9 protein-coding genes are annotated in these 16371 nt (G+C 71.2%); 8 read left to right on the forward strand and 1 reads right to left on the reverse strand.

Annotated elements, in window-relative coordinates; all coding sequences use genetic code 11:
* Positions 1-242: 242 nt before the first annotated feature.
* From ACGF12_RS28050 to ACGF12_RS28070, 5 genes are all read left to right on the forward strand, one after another.
* Positions 243-752, forward strand: coding sequence for a hypothetical protein (locus ACGF12_RS28050; RefSeq protein WP_393035712.1), 510 nt, complete (start codon positions 243-245; stop codon positions 750-752).
* 176 nt (positions 753-928) lie between these two features.
* On the forward strand, positions 929-2083 hold the full coding sequence (locus ACGF12_RS28055) for a DUF4331 family protein (protein WP_393035715.1): 1155 nt from the start codon (positions 929-931) through the stop codon (positions 2081-2083).
* An 80-nt stretch (positions 2084-2163) separates the two neighbouring features.
* Complete coding sequence (locus tag ACGF12_RS28060) at positions 2164-3207, forward strand: tetratricopeptide repeat protein (protein WP_393035778.1); 1044 nt, start codon at positions 2164-2166, stop codon at positions 3205-3207.
* The gene (locus tag ACGF12_RS28065; protein ID WP_393035717.1) at positions 3194-4531 is read left to right on the forward strand and encodes a Dyp-type peroxidase; all 1338 of its coding nucleotides are present in this window, start codon (positions 3194-3196) and stop codon (positions 4529-4531) included. Before ACGF12_RS28060 ends, ACGF12_RS28065 begins: the two co-directional genes overlap by 14 nt.
* A 162-nt stretch (positions 4532-4693) precedes the next feature.
* Positions 4694-6517, forward strand: coding sequence for a glycoside hydrolase family 15 protein (locus tag ACGF12_RS28070; protein WP_393035720.1), 1824 nt, complete (start codon positions 4694-4696; stop codon positions 6515-6517).
* A 157-nt stretch (positions 6518-6674) separates the two neighbouring features.
* Here the strand turns inward: ACGF12_RS28070 and ACGF12_RS28075 are convergent, their stop codons facing one another.
* Positions 6675-13784, reverse strand: coding sequence for an amino acid adenylation domain-containing protein (locus ACGF12_RS28075; protein ID WP_393035722.1), 7110 nt, complete (start codon positions 13782-13784; stop codon positions 6675-6677).
* A 325-nt stretch (positions 13785-14109) separates the two neighbouring features.
* On the opposite strand from ACGF12_RS28075, the gene ACGF12_RS28080 reads away from it, so the two are divergent.
* The 3 genes from ACGF12_RS28080 to ACGF12_RS28090 are packed head-to-tail and all read left to right on the forward strand — an operon-like array spanning position 14110 to position 16300.
* Positions 14110-14328 (forward strand): MbtH family protein, encoded by a 219-nt coding sequence (locus ACGF12_RS28080; RefSeq protein WP_393035725.1) that lies wholly within the window; start codon positions 14110-14112, stop codon positions 14326-14328.
* Between the two features lie 17 nt (positions 14329-14345).
* Positions 14346-14924 (forward strand): cysteine dioxygenase, encoded by a 579-nt coding sequence (locus ACGF12_RS28085; RefSeq protein ID WP_393035728.1) that lies wholly within the window; start codon positions 14346-14348, stop codon positions 14922-14924.
* A gap of 41 nt (positions 14925-14965) precedes the next feature.
* Positions 14966-16300 (forward strand): cysteate synthase, encoded by a 1335-nt coding sequence (locus tag ACGF12_RS28090; protein ID WP_393035781.1) that lies wholly within the window; start codon positions 14966-14968, stop codon positions 16298-16300.
* Positions 16301-16371 lie beyond the last annotated feature (71 nt).

Genomic DNA, 16371 nt, shown 5'->3' on the forward strand with positions numbered 1-16371 from the left:
CCTGACGCCCAGGCCGAGGGGGGCTTGGCCCGCGCGCCGCCTCGCGGGACGGGTCCGTTGTGGTGGGTGGTGGGGGGGGGGGCCGGGCCCCCGCGCCGCCCCCCCCCCCCCCCCCCGACCCCACCGGACGTGATCGTTAAGACGGACCGTACCCGGCGAACTAAGCTGGTCAGGGGGACTACCTCGGACCGGACAACAGCCTCGCAGACCAGCCGATCGGGAGATCAACAGGAGGCAGAACCATGACGACGCAGAGTGTCCGGACGGACGCGACCCCAATCGTGGCGAGGCAGCCCGACGGTGTCGGCAAGCGGGCCGGAGAGGTAGCGGAAATCACCGTGCTCTTCGATGTCAAGCCGGGCGGGGCGGACAGGTTCCGCCGGAACGCCGCCACGATCCAGGACGACGCCTTTCGCTACGAAAAGCTTGTCGGCACTGTGCACGACTTTCGCGTCACGTTCATCAACAACGACACTCAGGTCGTCGGTGCGGTCACCTATGACGGTGACTTCAAGCCGTACATGGCGGACATCGTCGCCAACGCCGCGCCGTGGTTCGACGAGATGTTCGTGGACGTCGTCGAGGGCTACCCCGGGGCGAACGATCCGGGCTTCGTCGAGTGGTTGAAGCCGCGGATCGTGGAGGCCGAGATGTGGTACGCCTCCAATCCGACCATGACGGTCAAGGACACCACCAAGGCACAGCAGGTCACGCAGGCGTTCGACACGTTGCTGGATGCCGCGTCCAGTTAGTGGCCCGGCGCGCCCAGCAGCTGCGGCGGCTGTGGTGGCAACGTCCGTCGGAGGGGCGTTCCCAGGTTGTCTCCCGTCCCGGACGCTACGGCCGCGGCCGACCCCCGGGCAGCACCGGACTGACACGATGGCGCGCGGCTCGCCGCGCCGGGACCCGTCCAGGAGGGTGCAGCGTCATGTCCGACCACTTTTCCGGCCCCCGGGCCGACGCCGATCCGGCCATCGATCTCGCCGACCTCTTTGCCTTTCCCAGCCCCTCCGGCCCGGGCGGGCTCGTGCTCGTCATGGATGTCTTTCCCAACGCCAGGCCAGGGGTTCTGTTCTCCGACGCCGCCGACTATCGGTTCCGGGTCCGTCCCGTAGCCATCCCGTCCGGACACCCCGGCTCGCTCTTCGATGTCGGCACCGGCGAATACGCATTCACCTGCACTTTCTCGGCGCCGGTCGGGCCGGCCGCCGATGGGGAGCCGACGCAACGGGGGACGTGCGTGCTGCCGAACGGGGAGACGGTTTCCTTGGAGGTGAACGACGAGCGGGGCGGTCACGGCCCCGGCGTGCGCATGTACGCCGGATTGCGGATGGACCCCTTCTTCATGGATGTGCAGAAGGAGGTGGAGACGCGTGCGACTCGGAGGCTCGCCTTCCTGCCGAAGGGCAACAACACGGCGGAAGGTCTCGACGTTCTGACGATCGTCGTCGAGCTCGACGTTGCCACGGTCCTCGGGCCGGCCTCGGGCACCGTGTTCGCCGTGGCGGCGGAAACCGTAACGGCCGGCCCCTATCCCCTGCGCCTGGAGCGGCTGGGCCGTCCTGAGGTGAAGAACGTTCTCCTGTCGTCCAACGGGGTCGATACCACCAACAGCGTGGATCTGCGCGATCTCTACAACGAGGAAGACCCTTTCCGGTTGGGCCCGAGTTACCTGGGCGCCTATCGCGCACGGCTCAACGCCAACCTGGTCTTCTTCGACGGCCTCGACGGCAAGCTCGACTGGCCGACGCAGCCGGACGGGACGCACCCGCTGACCGAACTGCTGCTGGCCGACTTCCTGGTCGTGGACATCGCCGAACCGTACGCCGAGGACAGCTATTTCGAGATCGAGCGAGCGCTGTTGGAGGGACGGGTGCACACGACCTGTGGCGGCCGGTCGCTCAACGATGACGCCATCGACACGCTGTACACACTGATCGTCAATGCCAACCGCGGCCCCCGCGTCAGCGACGGCGTCCACCACGCGACCGTGCCGGCCTCCCGCGAGTTCCCGTATCTTGCACCGCCCAACCCCGACCCACCCGCGCCCATCTCCGTCCCGACGGCCGCCGCGAGCCGATGAGCGGCTCAGCCGGTCGTGCGAGCGGCGAGCTACGCCTCAGCCGTGACAACGGGCCGACCACCACGGCCGGCGTGATCGCCATGGGAAACCTCGATGCGCGCATCGGGGGTCTGACGTGGCAGGCGACCCGGGGAAGGCTGACCGGTGACGGGTGGGGCGAATGGGTGGAGCTGACAGCCCTGCGCGGGCACGTGCTGGGCCGCATCGACGAGGCCGAGCGCGCTGCGTCGCTGGCGGAGGCGTTCGTCGAGCGGGCGCCGCGTGATCCCCGGTCCCTGCTGGCCCGCGCCAGGATGGCGGCCCTCCTCCACCGGTTCCCGGCGGCGCTGGCCGATCTCGACGCGGCGGCCGCGCTGGGGCTCGATCGACGGAGCCTGGACGAGGAGCGCGCCGCCGTCCAGCAGGCGCTCGGGCGCTACGACGAGGCGCTTGAGACGCACCGGCGTGCGCTGATGAGCCGGCGTGACTTCAGGGCCCTCGGTGCCCTGGCCGGCTGGCACGCCGAGCGCGGAGAGTCGGCCGAGGCGGAGCTGTGGTTCGTGGCTGCGAGACGCGGCTACCGCGGGGTCAGTCCGTTTCCGCTCGCGGTGCTCGAGTTCCAGTGCGGGCACATGTGGCTGGGCCAGGACGACCTGGTACGGGCTCGCGTCTGGCTGGAGGCGGCGACTCGCCGGCTTCCGGCCTACGTACCGGCGCAGGGTCACCTCGCCGACATCGATGCCGCCGAAGGCAGGGCCGCCGTGGCGATCGGGTGCCTGCGCCGGCTGGCGCTCGCCAGCGACGATCCCGACCACGCGAGCCGGCTCGCCCGCGTCCTGGGCGGGTCCGCGGCGTCGAGGGAGGCGCAGTTCTGGCGTGCCCGCGCGGCCGAGCGCTACGAGGAGTTGATGGTGCGTCACCCCGAGGCGTACGCCGATCACGCTGCGGAGTTCTGGCTGGCTGTCGGCGGCGACCCTGAGCGAGCCCTTCGGCTTTCACTGCAGAACCTCGCGCTTCGCCCGACCCCGCGTGCCCACGAGCTCGTCAGGCGCTCGATGTGTCAATGTCGGATGGCGCCGACCGAACCGGCGTTGGGCACCACATCGGCCGACGCCCGGCCCGGAGGACGACATGACTACAGCTGAGGGCTCGCCGTTGCAGCTGGACGAGATTCAGGGCATCGTGCTGCGCGACCGGCCGTCACCGTATGTCGGCACATACCTCCTGCTGCGGGTGGACGATCCCGTGGCCGGTCGTCAGATGATGGGACGCCTGGCCGAGCTGGTCGACACCGCTGCCAACTGGTGGCAGCCCACGCTGCCGGCGCTCCTCAACGTCGGGTTGACGTATCAGGGCCTTGAAGCGCTTGAGGTGTCGCAGGCCTCCCTGAGCAGCTTCCCGGAGGAGTTTCGACAGGGCATGGCGGCACGTGCCGAGACCCTGTTCGATACCGGCGACAGCGCGCCGGCACACTGGGAGCCGCCCTTCGGCACCGGCCAGGTACACATCATGCTGTCCCTCCTCGCCGCCGACCAGGAATCGCTGGCGGTCGTCCTCGAACGAGCACGCCAGGCGCGCGCGCAGCTTCCCGGCGTTCAGGTCGTCTACCGGCAGGACTTCTACCAGTTGTCCACGGGGCGCACGAGCTTCGGCTACAAGGACGGCATCGGCAACCCCACGATCGAAGGCAGCGGCGCGGCGAGCCCCCCTGGTGACGGCACCGTGCTCAAGGCGGGCGAGTTCGTGCTGGGCTACCCGGACCAGACCGGAAACCTGCCGCCGATGCCGGAGCCGGCGGAGCTGGGCCGCAACGGCACCTTCGTGGCCTGGCGGAAGCTGCACACGCGCGTCGCCGCCTTCCGGAAATATCTCCACGACAACGCCGCCGGCCCGGACGAAGAGGCACTGCTCGCCGCCAAGATCGTGGGCCGCTGGCAGAGCGGCTCCCCACTGACCCTGGCGCCCGAGCACGACGACCCGGCCCTGGGGGCGGACGATCGACGCAACAACGACTTCCGCTATCAGGAGGCCGATCCGGAAGGCCATATCTGTCCCCGTGGCGCCCATGCCAGGCGATGCAATCCGCGTGACTCGGAGATCATCGGCGACGTCCACCTGCACCGCATGATCCGGCGAGGCACCAACTACGGCCCGCGGCTGCCGACCGGCATCCTGGACGACGACGGCGCCGACCGCGGCATCGTCTTCGTCTTCATCGGCGCACATCTCGGCCGTCAGTTCGAGTTCGTGAAGTCGCAGTGGCTCAACGACGGCAACTTCGCCGGCCTCGATCGGGAGAAGGATCTGCTCACGGGCGCCAACGACGGCACCGGCATCTTCACGATCCCGCAGCGACCCATCCGCCGTCGCCTGCACGGCGTCGAGCGCTTTGTCATCACCCGTGGCGGCGAGTACTTCTTCCTGCCGAGTATCGGCGCACTGCGCTGGCTGGCCGGCCTCGGCGCCTGAGCGACCGTACTACCGGCCGGGGAGTTCGCCGATGACGACGAGATCGGAGACAGGCACCCGACATGACACTCGTCAGGCATCCGGAGCGACCCCAGGCGCAGGCGACCGCTCACGTCGTCCCCGCCGGGCCGCGTCCGGCCCGAGTCGGAAGGACTGCGACGCATGAGTGCCCGACCGATCGGTGACCACGCTCTGCTGTCCGACTGCCGCTCGGCCGCGCTGGTCACCTCCGACGGCTCAGTGGACTGGTTGTGCCTGCCCCGGTTCGACAGCCCGGCGATCTTCGCGCGACTCCTCGACGAGGACGCCGGCCACTGGTCCATCCGCCCTGTCGGCCCGGTCGACATCAGCCGCCGCTACGTCGAGGACACCCTTGTTCTCAAGACGACCTTCCGCACGACCACGGGTACGGCGGTCCTGCACGATGCCCTTGCCCTGGGGCGGCGCGAACGCGGGCACGCGCTCGGCACCGCTTCCCCCGGCACGCTCCTGCGGCAGATCACCTGCACCGAAGGGCGGGTGGACATCGAGATCGCCTATGCGCCGCGCCCGGAGTTCGGACTCGTCCACCCACTCCTGTCAGCCGTGCGAGGCGGGCTCGCGGCTTACGGGGGCGCTCATGTTCTGCTGCTGTCGAGCCCCGTCGACCTGCGGGTGAGCGGCTCCACCGCGCACGGCCGGATCCCGCTCTCGGCGGGGCACCGCCTCGGATTCGCCCTGCACGTCGAGCCGGCGTGGGAAAGCGAGCCGGTTGGCTGGCGGGCGGGGCGGATCCGGCGCCGCATGTCCGACACCATCGAAGGCTGGCGCTCCTGGTCGAAGCTCCACCGCGGCTACGTCGGCCCCTGGCAGAACGAGGTGGGCCACAGCGGACGCGTGCTGCGAGCCCTGACCTTCGCTCCCACCGGGGCCATCGTCGCCGCGCCCACCACCTCCCTGCCCGAGACAACGGGCGGGACGCGCAACTGGGACTACCGCTACACCTGGGTCCGCGACGCGAGCTTCACCCTCCAGGCGCTCGCCACGGCCGCCTGCGAGAAGGAGAAGAACCGCTTCTTCGGCTTCCTCGCCCGGGCCGCGGCAACCCAACTCGACCGCGGCGTCGACCTGCAGATCATGTACGGCATCGGCGGGGAACGTGACCTGAGCGAGCGGCTCCTGCCCCACCTGACCGGCTGGCGCAACAGCCGCCCCGTTCGGATCGGCAACGACGCCTGGCGCCAACGCCAACTCGACGTCTACGGCGAACTCCTCGACGCCGCTCACCAGACCCTTCCGCCCGGTGAGCCCCTCGACCCGGCCACCCGCACCTTCCTGCTCCAGGCGGCCGAAACAGCCGCCCGGCGGTGGACCCAACCGGACCAGGGGATCTGGGAAAGACGCGGACCCAGCAGACACTTCCTCCACTCGAAACTGATGTGCTGGGTCGCCCTGGACCGCGCCATCGCCATGGCCCCCGCCCTCCGGGCAGACGAACACCTGCCCCACTGGCAGCACGAGCGCGACCAGCTCCGCCAAGCCATCGAACAACGCGGCTGGAACTCCGACCTGGGCGCCTTCACCCAGGCATTCGGCAGCGACGACCTCGACGCCTCCACGCTGATGCTGCCCATCGTCGGCTTCCTGCCGCCGCACGACCCCCGCGTCCAGTCCACCGTGCTGGCCGTCGCCACCCACCTGACCGACCACAACGGCCTGGTCCGCCGCTACCTCACCGACGAACTGCGGGAAGAAGAAGGCACCTTCTTGCTGTGCACCTTCTGGCTCGCCCAATCCCTCGCCCTCACCGGCCACGTCACCCGTGCACGACACGCCTTCCAAACCGCCCTCGCACACGCCAACGACCTCGGCCTGCTCGCCGAGGAGACCGACTCCACCACAGCAGAGGCCCTCGGCAACTTCCCCCAAGCCTTCAGCCACATCGGACTCATCAACGCCGCGCGCGCCATCCGCGATGCCGAGCAACAAACGGTGCACGCCCAGTAGGCGAAGCACCCGTATGTACGCCAGCCGCCCTACCGACCCACACACTCACGCAGACACCGGCGGGCCGGCCGCCGCCCTGTACCCCGAGCACTGCGCGGTCTGCGGCGATTACTCCTATCCGCCGTGCGCGGGGCGGCCGTCGATGCCGTGCGGGTGATCAGCGTGACTGTCGGGTGGATCCCGGCCTGTCCAGCCACGACGCGATGGCGTTCCAGGCCTCGGCCAGCATGTCCGGGCGCGAGATCTGGTGGTGCGTGCAGGGCAGGTGGGACTCCGTCACCTCGCCCAGGACATGGGGGCTCCACCGCTCCGCGGGGCGGTCACCGGGCGGGTTGTCCACCGTCGCGGCGAGGAGCAGCAGGTCTCCGTCGTACGTGCGCGGGGCGTGCTCCAGCATGAGGCGGATGTTGTTCTGCGTGACGCGTTCGAGCATCGAGAGCTCGTCGGCGGACAGCTCGCCGACGAAGGTCACCTCGTCGCCGAGGCCGTCGTCGCGAGGGCCGGTTGGGCCGGGGTCCTGGTCCTCGGTCTCGTCGCCCGCCGGGTAGGAGTCCAGCAGGACCAGGGCCGCCACCTCCTCGCCGCTGTTCTTCAGCTGGACGGCCATCTCCTGGGCGACGACACCTCCGAAGGACCAGCCGAGGAGGTGGTACGGGCCGGAGCCCTGAACCGTGCGGATCTGCTCGACGTAGGCCGCCGCCATGTCCTCGACGGACCGCGGCAGGTCGTCCTCGCCGTTGAAGCCGCGGGCCTGGATCCCGTAGAGCGGGTACTCCTTCGGCATGTAGCGGGCCAACGGCCAGTAGGACCAGCTGAGCCCCCGCCCGGGGTGCACGCAGAAGAACGGCGCACGGCTTCCCCGGGCCCGGATCGGGAGCAGGGTGCCGAGCGCCTCCTGCCCGGGCCGGCCCAGGCGTTCGGTCAGCCCGGCCACCGTGGGCGCGTCGAACAGCGCTCGGATGCCGAGGTGCACGCCCAGGGTCGAGCGGATCCGGCCGGCCAGCTGGGGCGCCAGCAGGGAGTGGCCGCCGAGTTCGAAGAAGTTGTCGTCGACGCCGACCGTGTCGAGGCCGAGGATCTCGGCGAACAGCTCGCACAGGAGCTTCTCGCGCGCGTTGCGCGGTGTGCGGCCGGTGGCGGTCGCGGTGTGGGCGGGTGCGGGCAGGGCCCTGTGGTCGAGCTTTCCGTTGACGGTGAGGGGGAGTGCGTCGAGGACGACGAGCGCCGCGGGGACCATGTGCTCGGGCAGCAGGGCGGCGACGTGGGTGCGCACCTCGGCGGTGTCGATGTCCGCCGCCGGGACGACGTAGCCGACGAGTTGCGGGTTGCCGTGGGTGTCTTCGCGGACGAGGACGGCGGCGTGGGCGACGGCCGGGTGGCTGCCGAGGGCGGCTTCGATCTCGCCGGGCTCGATGCGGAAACCGCGGAGCTTGACCTGGTCGTCGGTGCGGCCGAGGTATTCGAGGACGCCGTCCGCGGTCCAGCGGGCGAGGTCGCCGGTGCGGTACATACGCCCTCCTTGCCCGCCATCGGGCTGGGGGTACCTCCCGGCCGCCAGGCTGGGGGCGAGGGGCCCATTGCCGGGGGAGCCGAACGGGCAGGCGACGAAGCGCTCCGCCGTGAGGGCCGGGCGGTTGTGGTAGCCGCGGGCCAGCCCGGAGCCGGCGACGTAGAGTTCGCCGGCCACGCCGGCCGGCACCGGGCGGAGCTGCCTGTCGAGCACGTACACCCGGGTGTGGGAGATCGGACGCCCGATCGGCGGCACCACGGCCCCCGACAGCGGGGCGCTCATCGTCGCGCAGACCGTCGACTCCGTCGGGCCGTACGCGTTGAACATCCGGCAGTGAGCCGACCAGTGCTCCACGACGTCCGGGCTGCACGCCTCACCGCCGACGACCAGGGTCGCGCCGGTGGGCAGTCCGCCCTCGGGCAGGACCCGCAGGGCGGCGGCGGGCAGGAAGGCGTGGGTGACCCGCTCGTTGCTGGCAAGCAGGGCCAACTCGGGCCCGGGGAGGGCGGTTTCGCGGTTTCCGAGCACCAGCGCCGCGCCGGTCAGCAGGGCCGCCGTCCACTCTGAGACCGCCGCGTCGAACGACGGGGAGATGAACTGGAGCACGCGGCTGCCCTCGCCGAGGCCGAGCCGGTCCTTCTGGTCCACGGCCAGGTTCACGACGGAGGCGTGCGAGACGGTGACGCCCTTGGGGCGTCCGGTGGAGCCGGAGGTGTAGACGACGTACGCCGGATGCCGGGGCATGAGCGGTGCGCGCAACTCGTGCGCGGAGAGGTCGTCCGGGCGAAGCATGGCGATCGCCCGTGCCACCGGGGCATCGTCGATCACCAGCGTGGTCACGGCGATGCCGGTTTGTCGGACGGCCTCGGCGCAAGCGCGCGTGGTCACCACGACGGACGGTGTGCCGTCCCCGAGCAGGTAGGCGATGCGGTCGGCGGGGTAGGCCGGGTCGACCGGGAGGTAGGCGCCGCCGGCCTTGAGCACCGCGAGGAGCGCCACGATCAGGTCGGGGGAGCGTTCCATGGCGACCGCGACGAGCGACTCGGGGCCGACCCCGTGCTCGGTGAGCCGGCGGGCGAGGCGGTTGGCGTGGGCGTTGAGCTCGGCGTAGGTCAGCTCGGTGCCCTGGTGGACGAGGGCGACGGCGTCCGGGGTGTGGGCGACCTGGGCCTCGAACAGCCCGGTCAGCGTACCCTCCGGCACCGCGACCTCGGTCGCGTTCCACTCCGTCAGGATCCGGTGGCGTTCCTGCTCGTCGAGGATCTCGAAGCGGGTGACCTGCTGGTGGGGGTTGGTGACGGCGGTGGTGAGGAGGCGGGTGAAGCGGTGGGCGATGCCGTCGGCGGTGGTCGTGTCGAACAGGTCGGTGGCGTAGATGAGTTCGCCGGTGAGCCCGGCCGGGGTGCCGTCGGGGGCGAAGGTCTCGGTCAGGGCCAGGGTGAGGTCGAACTTGGCGGCGCTCTGCCCGGTGGGCAGCGGAGCGGCCTGGAGACCGGGCAGGTCCAGGGTGGCCTGGGCCGTGTTCTGCAGGACGAGCATGACCTGGAACAGCGGGTGGCGGGCCCTGGAACGGGTCGGGGAGAGGTCCTCGACGAGGCGCTCGAAGGGGACGTCCTGGTGGGCGTAGGCCGCCAGGTCGGTTTCGCGGACACGGCCGAGGAGTTCGGTGAAGGTGGGGTCGCCGGTGAGGTCGGTGCGCAGGACGAGGGTGTTGACGAAGAAGCCGACCAGTTCGTCCAGGGCGTCGTCGGTGCGGCCGGCGATGGGGGTGCCTACGGGGATGTCCTCGCCGGCGCCGAGGCGGGACAGGAGGACGGCGAGGGCCGCCTGGAGCACCATGAAGGTGGTGACGGCCCCGGTGCGCGCGAGCCGGGCGAGGGCCTGGTGCGCCTCGGCGGGAACGGTGACCGCGGTGGCCGCGCCGGCGTGGCTCGCGACGGCGGGGCGGGGGCGGTCGTAGGGGAGGGCGAGCTCCTCGGGGGTGTCGGCCAAGGTCTGACGCCAGTAGGCGAGTTGTTCGGTGAGAACGCTCTCGGGGTCGTCGTCGCCGCCGAGGAGGCCCTGCTGCCAGAGGGTGTAGTCGGCGTACTGGACGGGCAGTTGCTGCCACTGCGGCGCACGGTCTTCGGTGCGGGCGGCGTAGGCGAGGGAGAGGTCGCGGGCGAGCGGGTCGAGGGACCAGCCGTCGGCGGCGATGTGGTGGACCACCAGTGTGAGGACGTGCTCGTCCGGTCCGAGGATGAACAGCCAGGCGTGCAGGGGGAGTTCGGTGGCGAGGTCGAAGGCGTGGGCGGACGCGCACGCGACGTCCTCGGGGAGGTGGGTCTCGTCGGTGTCGATGACGGTCAGGAGGGAGGGGAGTTCGTCGGTGCGCAGAATGTGCTGGCGGGGCTGCTCGTCGACGGTCGGGAAGACCGTGCGCAGGACCTCGTGCCGCTCGACGACGTCGCGCAGGGCGGCCTCCAGGGCCGGGCGATCGAGGGGCCCGGTGAGGCGCAGCGTGACGGGGATGTTGTAGGTGGCGCCGGGGCCTTCGAGTTCACCGAGGAACCAGAGGCGGCGCTGGGTGAAGGACAGCGGGAGGGTTTCCGGGCGCGTGCCGGCGGTCAGGACCGGGCGCGCGTGTCGCCCGATGTCGAGGCGGGCCGCCAGGGCGGCGACGGTGGGCGCTTCGAACAGGTCCCGGATGGGCAGCTCCACGCCGAGGGTGGAGCGGATGCGACTGGCGAGTCGGGTGGCGAGCAGGGAGTGTCCGCCGAGGTCGAAGAAGTCGTCGTGGACCCCGACGCCCGGCCGCCCGAGGACGTCCGCGAACAGCTCGCACAGCAGCTCCTCCCGCAGGGTGGCGGGGGCACGGTGAGCGGAATCGGCGGTGTAGTCGGGTGCGGGCAGGGCGCGGCGGTCGAGCTTCCCGTTGACGGTCAGCGGGAGTGCGTCGAGGACGACGAGCGCCGAGGGGACCATGTGCTCGGGGAGCACGGTCGCCAGGTGGGTGCGGATGTCGGAGGTGTCCAACTCCGCGGTGGTGAGGAGGTAGGCGACGAGTTGCTGGTTGCCGGGGGTGTCCTCGCGGAGGATGACGGTGGCGTGGGAGATGTCGGGGTGGCCGGTGAGGACGGCCTCGATTTCGCCGAGTTCGATGCGCTGGCCGCGGAGTTTGACCTGGTGGTCGGTACGGCCGAGGTAGTCGAGGGTGCCGTCGGTGTTCCAGCGGGCGAGGTCGCCGGTGCGGTACATGCGGCTCCCGGGCGCGCCGAACGGGCACGCGACGAAGCGCTCCGCCGTGAGGGCGGCCCGGTTCAGGTAGCCGCGGGCGAGCTGGACGCCGGCGAGGTAGAGCTCGCCGGGGACTCCGGCCGGGACGGGCCGCAGGTGGCCGTCCAGGACGTAGGTGCGGGTGTTCCAGATCGGGCGCCCGATGGGGACGGTGGCGCCGTGGTCGTCGTGGCAGGGCCAGGCGGTGACGTCGACGGAGGCCTCGGTGGGGCCGTAGAGGTTGTGGAGCTGAACGTCCAGCAGCTGCCGGAACCTGTCGCGCAGGTCGGCGGGCAGGGCTTCGCCGCTGCACAGGACGGTGCGCAGGCCGGTGCAGGCGCCGGCGGTGGGCTCGGCGAGGAACGCCTGGAGCATCGACGGCACGAAGTGGGTGACGGTGATGCCCTCGCGCCGGATGAGTTCCGCGAGGTAGGCAGGGTCGCGGTGGCCGCCGGGGCGGGCGACGACGAGCGCGGCACCTTCGATCAGCGGCCAGAAGAACTCCCACACCGAGACGTCGAAGCCGAACGGGGTCTTCTGCAGGACCCGGTCCGAGGCGGTGAGCCGGTATTCGTCCTGCATCCAGGCCAGGCGGTTGACGATGCCCGCGTGCGGGACGGCCACACCCTTCGGACGGCCGGTCGAACCGGAGGTGTAGATGACGTACGCCGGGTGCTGCGGCAGCAGCGCGCCGCGCAGTTCGTCGGTGACCAGGTCGTCGCCGGGAAGCGCGGCGATCGTCTGCGCCGTCGAAGCGTCGTCGACGACCACCGTCGGGACCGGAAGCTCCTCGACGGCCACACCCGTTGTGGTGAGGGCGAGTTGAGGCGCTGCATCCTCCAGGACGTAGGCGATCCGGTCCGCCGGGTACTCGGGGTCGACGGGGACGTACGCGCCGCCGGCCTTCACGACCGCGTGCAGCGCCACGACCATCTCGACGGACCGCTCCATCAGCACCGCGACCCGCGACTCCGGCCCGACTCCCTGCTGGACGAGCAGCCGCGCGAGCTGGTTGGCCCGCCCGTTCAGCTCCGCATACGTCAGCCGCTCGTCCTTGAACACGAGCGCCATGGCATCCGGCGTCCGCGCGGCCTGCGCCCGGAACAGCTCCGGCAGAGTCGCCTGCGCGACCTCGGCCGCCGTCGCGTTCCACCCCGCCAGCACGTCGTGCCGCTCCGCCGCGCTCAGCAGGTCGACCTCGCCGAGCGGTGCGTCGGGGTCGGTGGTGGCCAGAGTCTCCAACAGCCGGGCGAAGCGCCGCAGATGACCCTCCACCTGCTCCTCGCCGTAGAGCGCGGGGTTCGCGTCGGCGACCAGCCGCATGCCGTCGGCGCCCTGCCGGTCGTACAGCACGAAGGAGAGGTTCTCCACCGCGCCGTTCGAGAAGTTGTGCAGGGTGGCCGGAGAGCCCGCGAAGCTCAGGTCGTCACCGAACTGCATGATGTTGATCGTCGTCCCGTAGAGCGCGCCCTCCGCGCCCACCCGGCGCAGGTCACGCGCCAACTCCTCGGCACGGTAACGCTGGTGACGCAGCGCCTCGCGGACGGCGGTGCCGGTGCCGCGCACCATGTCGCTCCAGGTGCCGTCCTCCTCGACGGCCAGCCGCAGCGGCACCTCGTTGGAGAGCATCCCGGGAACGGTGCGCTGCACCCGGCCGGTGCGGCCGGCGACGGGCAGGCCCAGGATCACCTCGCCGGTGTCGGCGCCGGTCATCCGCCGGGTGTACAGGGCGGTCGCGGCGATGACGAGCGCGGACAGGCCGGTGCGGTGGCGGCGGGCCGCCGCCCGCAGCGCGTCGGCGGCCTCGGGGGCCAGGGCGGTGGCGCGGCGGAGGAAGGTGTTGGAGGCCGGGGTGAACCGGCCGGCGAGGCTCACCGCCTCGGGCTGGTCCGCGAAGCGCTCCGTCCAGTACCGGCGGTCGGAGGTGTACTGCTCGGAGGCCCGGTAGGCGGCGTCCTCCTCCAGCAGTCCCTGGAAGGCGGGGAACGCGCCCTCGTCCGTGGGACGTCCCTCGACCGTCGCGGTGTAGATCTCCGCGACCCGGCCGGCGATGAGGAAGCCGCTGTAGCCGTCCACGATCAGGTGGTGGCCCTGCTGGTAGAAGAAGAGCCGTTCCGGCCCCGCCGGGAAGACCGCGAAGGTGGTCAGCGGGCCCCGCGTCACGTCCGCGGGCTGCGCCAGGTCGTCCCGGATCCACGCCTGGACCGCGGCCCACGGGTCGGGCTCCGCCGTGACGTCGACGATGTGCGGGGACCAGTCGGCCTCGGGCAGGAGGACCTGCCGGACCTCCTCGCCGTCCGGTCGGGGGCGCAGCCGCAGGGTCTCCGCCTCGGTCGTGGCCTGCCGCACGGCGGCTTCGAAGATCACCGGATCGATCGGCCCGTGGATCTCCAGGCATTCGGCGATCCGGTAGGAGGGGTTCTCCGGTGCCAGATGCTGAGCGAACCAGACTCCCGACTGACCGGACAGCAGCGGCCAGCAACCATCGCGAAATTCCAGCATCTTCTTCCGAACTCCGGTTCTCCAGCAGCGAATTTCGCTACACCCTGCGCGCGGACGGACAGGACTGCCCCGGACCGGCGTTCTTCGAGCGGCATGCGACCGTCGTATCGCTCGTGCGATTCGGTTCCGCTTGGAGGACTTTAACCCGGCCCCGCCCCGTCGATGTCAACCCGTGTGAAGAACTCCGGTATCGGCGAGCAGAGTTCGGCGGCGGATGTTAACGAAGGGTTAACATCCGGCGAACCGTCATTTTTGCTGAACCCTTGGGCCGGTCCGCCACGTAATGCCGGGCGGATGACGAAAATCCCCTGAGAGGAAGACCGAAATGGCGAACCCCTTCGACGACGCGGACGGCACGTTCCTGGTGCTGGTCAATGACGAGGGCCAGTACTCGCTCTGGCCCGAATTCGTCGAGGTGCCGGCCGGATGGAACACCGTCCACGGCCCCGGCACCCGGCAGTCGTGCGTGGACCACATCGAGGCCAACTGGACCGACATGCGGCCGAAGAGCCTGGTCGACGCCATGGGCGAGGCCGGGAACTGAGGGGGAACGCCGCAGCCATGGCGCATCCGGACCGGACCGTCGCCGTCGACACCCGACTCGCGCTGCTGGTCGAGTCGGTGCGGGCGGGGGTGCGGGAATCCGCATCGGCCGCCGAGCGGGCGGACGCCGTGGCGGCCCGTTTGCGGCCCTTCCTCGACCTCCCCGATCTCCTGACACCGGACCAGCGGCGGGGTGACCCCGCGAACTACCGTCAGCACGTCCTGCACGTGGAGCCGGACGGGGCGTTCTCGGTGGTTTCGCTGGTGTGGTTCCCCGGACAGGCGACCGCGATCCACGACCACGTGGCATGGTGCGTGACCGGTGTGTACGAAGGCGAGGAACGCGAAAGCCGGTATCGGGTCGTTCGGACGGACGAGGGCGAACACCTCGTGCTGGTCGAGGAAATCACGAATCCCCGCGGCCGGGCCAGCGGAATCGCTCCGCCCGGAGATATCCACCGGGTGTCCAACTCCGGTGACCGGCCCGCGATCTCGATCCACGTATACGGGGCGGACATCGGCCGGCTCGGTTCGAGCATCCAGCGCGTCTACCGCGATCCGCGCCCCGCGCCCGCGGGAATTCGCCCGGATTTTTGACGAGATTTTTCCCAAGAGCGTAAGGCAATCCCAGCTCGATGATGCGCGACGAAGACGCTTCCCGCTGTTCCCTGGTCTGTTCCTCCTGCGGACTCCGCATGCCGGACGACGGTGTGTCCCTGGAGTGCCCGGGGCCGCACGGGCCCGCGCTGCTGAAGAGCGACTACGGTGACCGCCCCTTCGCCCCCGACCTCGGCGCGGCGGGGATCCACCGGTACCGCGGCTGGCTGCCGATCCGGCGCGCCGTCGCCGACACCGGCCGGTCGATCGTCTACCGGAGCGACCGGCTGGGCGCCTTCCTGGGGCTGAAGAACCTGTGGATCGCGTTCAACGGCTACTGGCCGGAGCGCGGGGCCGGGCTGATCACCGGCTCCTTCAAGGAACTCGAGGCGGCGACCGTCATCGGCCGGCTGCCCGAGCACGCGGGCACGCTGGTCGTGACCTCGGCCGGCAACACGGCGGCGGCCTTCGCCGAGCTCTGCTCCGTCCACGGGGTGCCGGCGGTCGTCATCGTCCCGGCGGATGCGCTGGGGCACCTGCGCTCACGCGTGCCGTACGCCCAGCGCTCCGACGCGGTCAGGATCGTCGCCGTCGACCGGGCGGACTACGCGGACGCCATCGCGCTCGGCGACGCCCTGGCCCAACTGCCGGGCTTCGTCCCGGAAGGCGGGACGAAGAACGTCGGCCGGCGGGACGGACTGGGCACCGTGATGCTCGCCGCCGCGGAGGCGATGGACGGGCTCCCGGAGCACTACGTCCAGGCCATCGGCAGCGGGGCGGGTGCGATCGCCGCCCACGAGGCCGCCGTCCGGCTCCAGCGCGCGTCCGGGTCCGGGGACTCCCGACCGCTGCCGCGCCTGATGCTGGCGCAGAACTCCGGCTTCGCGCCCGTGTACGAGGCCTGGCGGACCGGGCGGCGGCCTTGGGAGACCGGTGGCGCGGACGACGACCGGGCGGCCGCCCGTGGCGCCTTCGCCCCCGAACTCACCAACCGCAAGCCGCCGTACGACATCCCGGGCGGTCTGCGGGAGACTCTGACCGAGAGCGCCGGGGAGGTCTTCGTCGCGGACGGCTCCGAGGCGCGCGCGGCGATGGCCACCTTCCTGGAACTGGAGGGGATCGACATCGAGCCCCCCGCGGGTGTCGCGCTCGCCGCGCTGCGGACCGCCGTGCGTGACGGCCGCGTCGACCCGGCGGCCCGGATCCTGCTCAACATCACGGGTGGCGGCCGGGCGCGCCTGGCCGCGGAACACCGACTGGTGCCCAACGAGCCGGATCTCGTGGTGCCGCGCGACGCCGTGCACACCCGGCTCGCCGAGATCGCGGAGCTGACCGGCCCGTTCACCGCGCTCAGCGGGCAGGCAGCGGGACGCTGAATCGGGACGCGGGAGCGGTCTTTCGCACGTGCGCGAAAGACCGCTCCCGCGCACGTCGGGGCCTGTTCCGA

It is taken from the genome of Kitasatospora sp. NPDC048296, from assembly GCF_043201815.1.
Taxonomy (GTDB): domain Bacteria; phylum Actinomycetota; class Actinomycetes; order Streptomycetales; family Streptomycetaceae; genus Kitasatospora.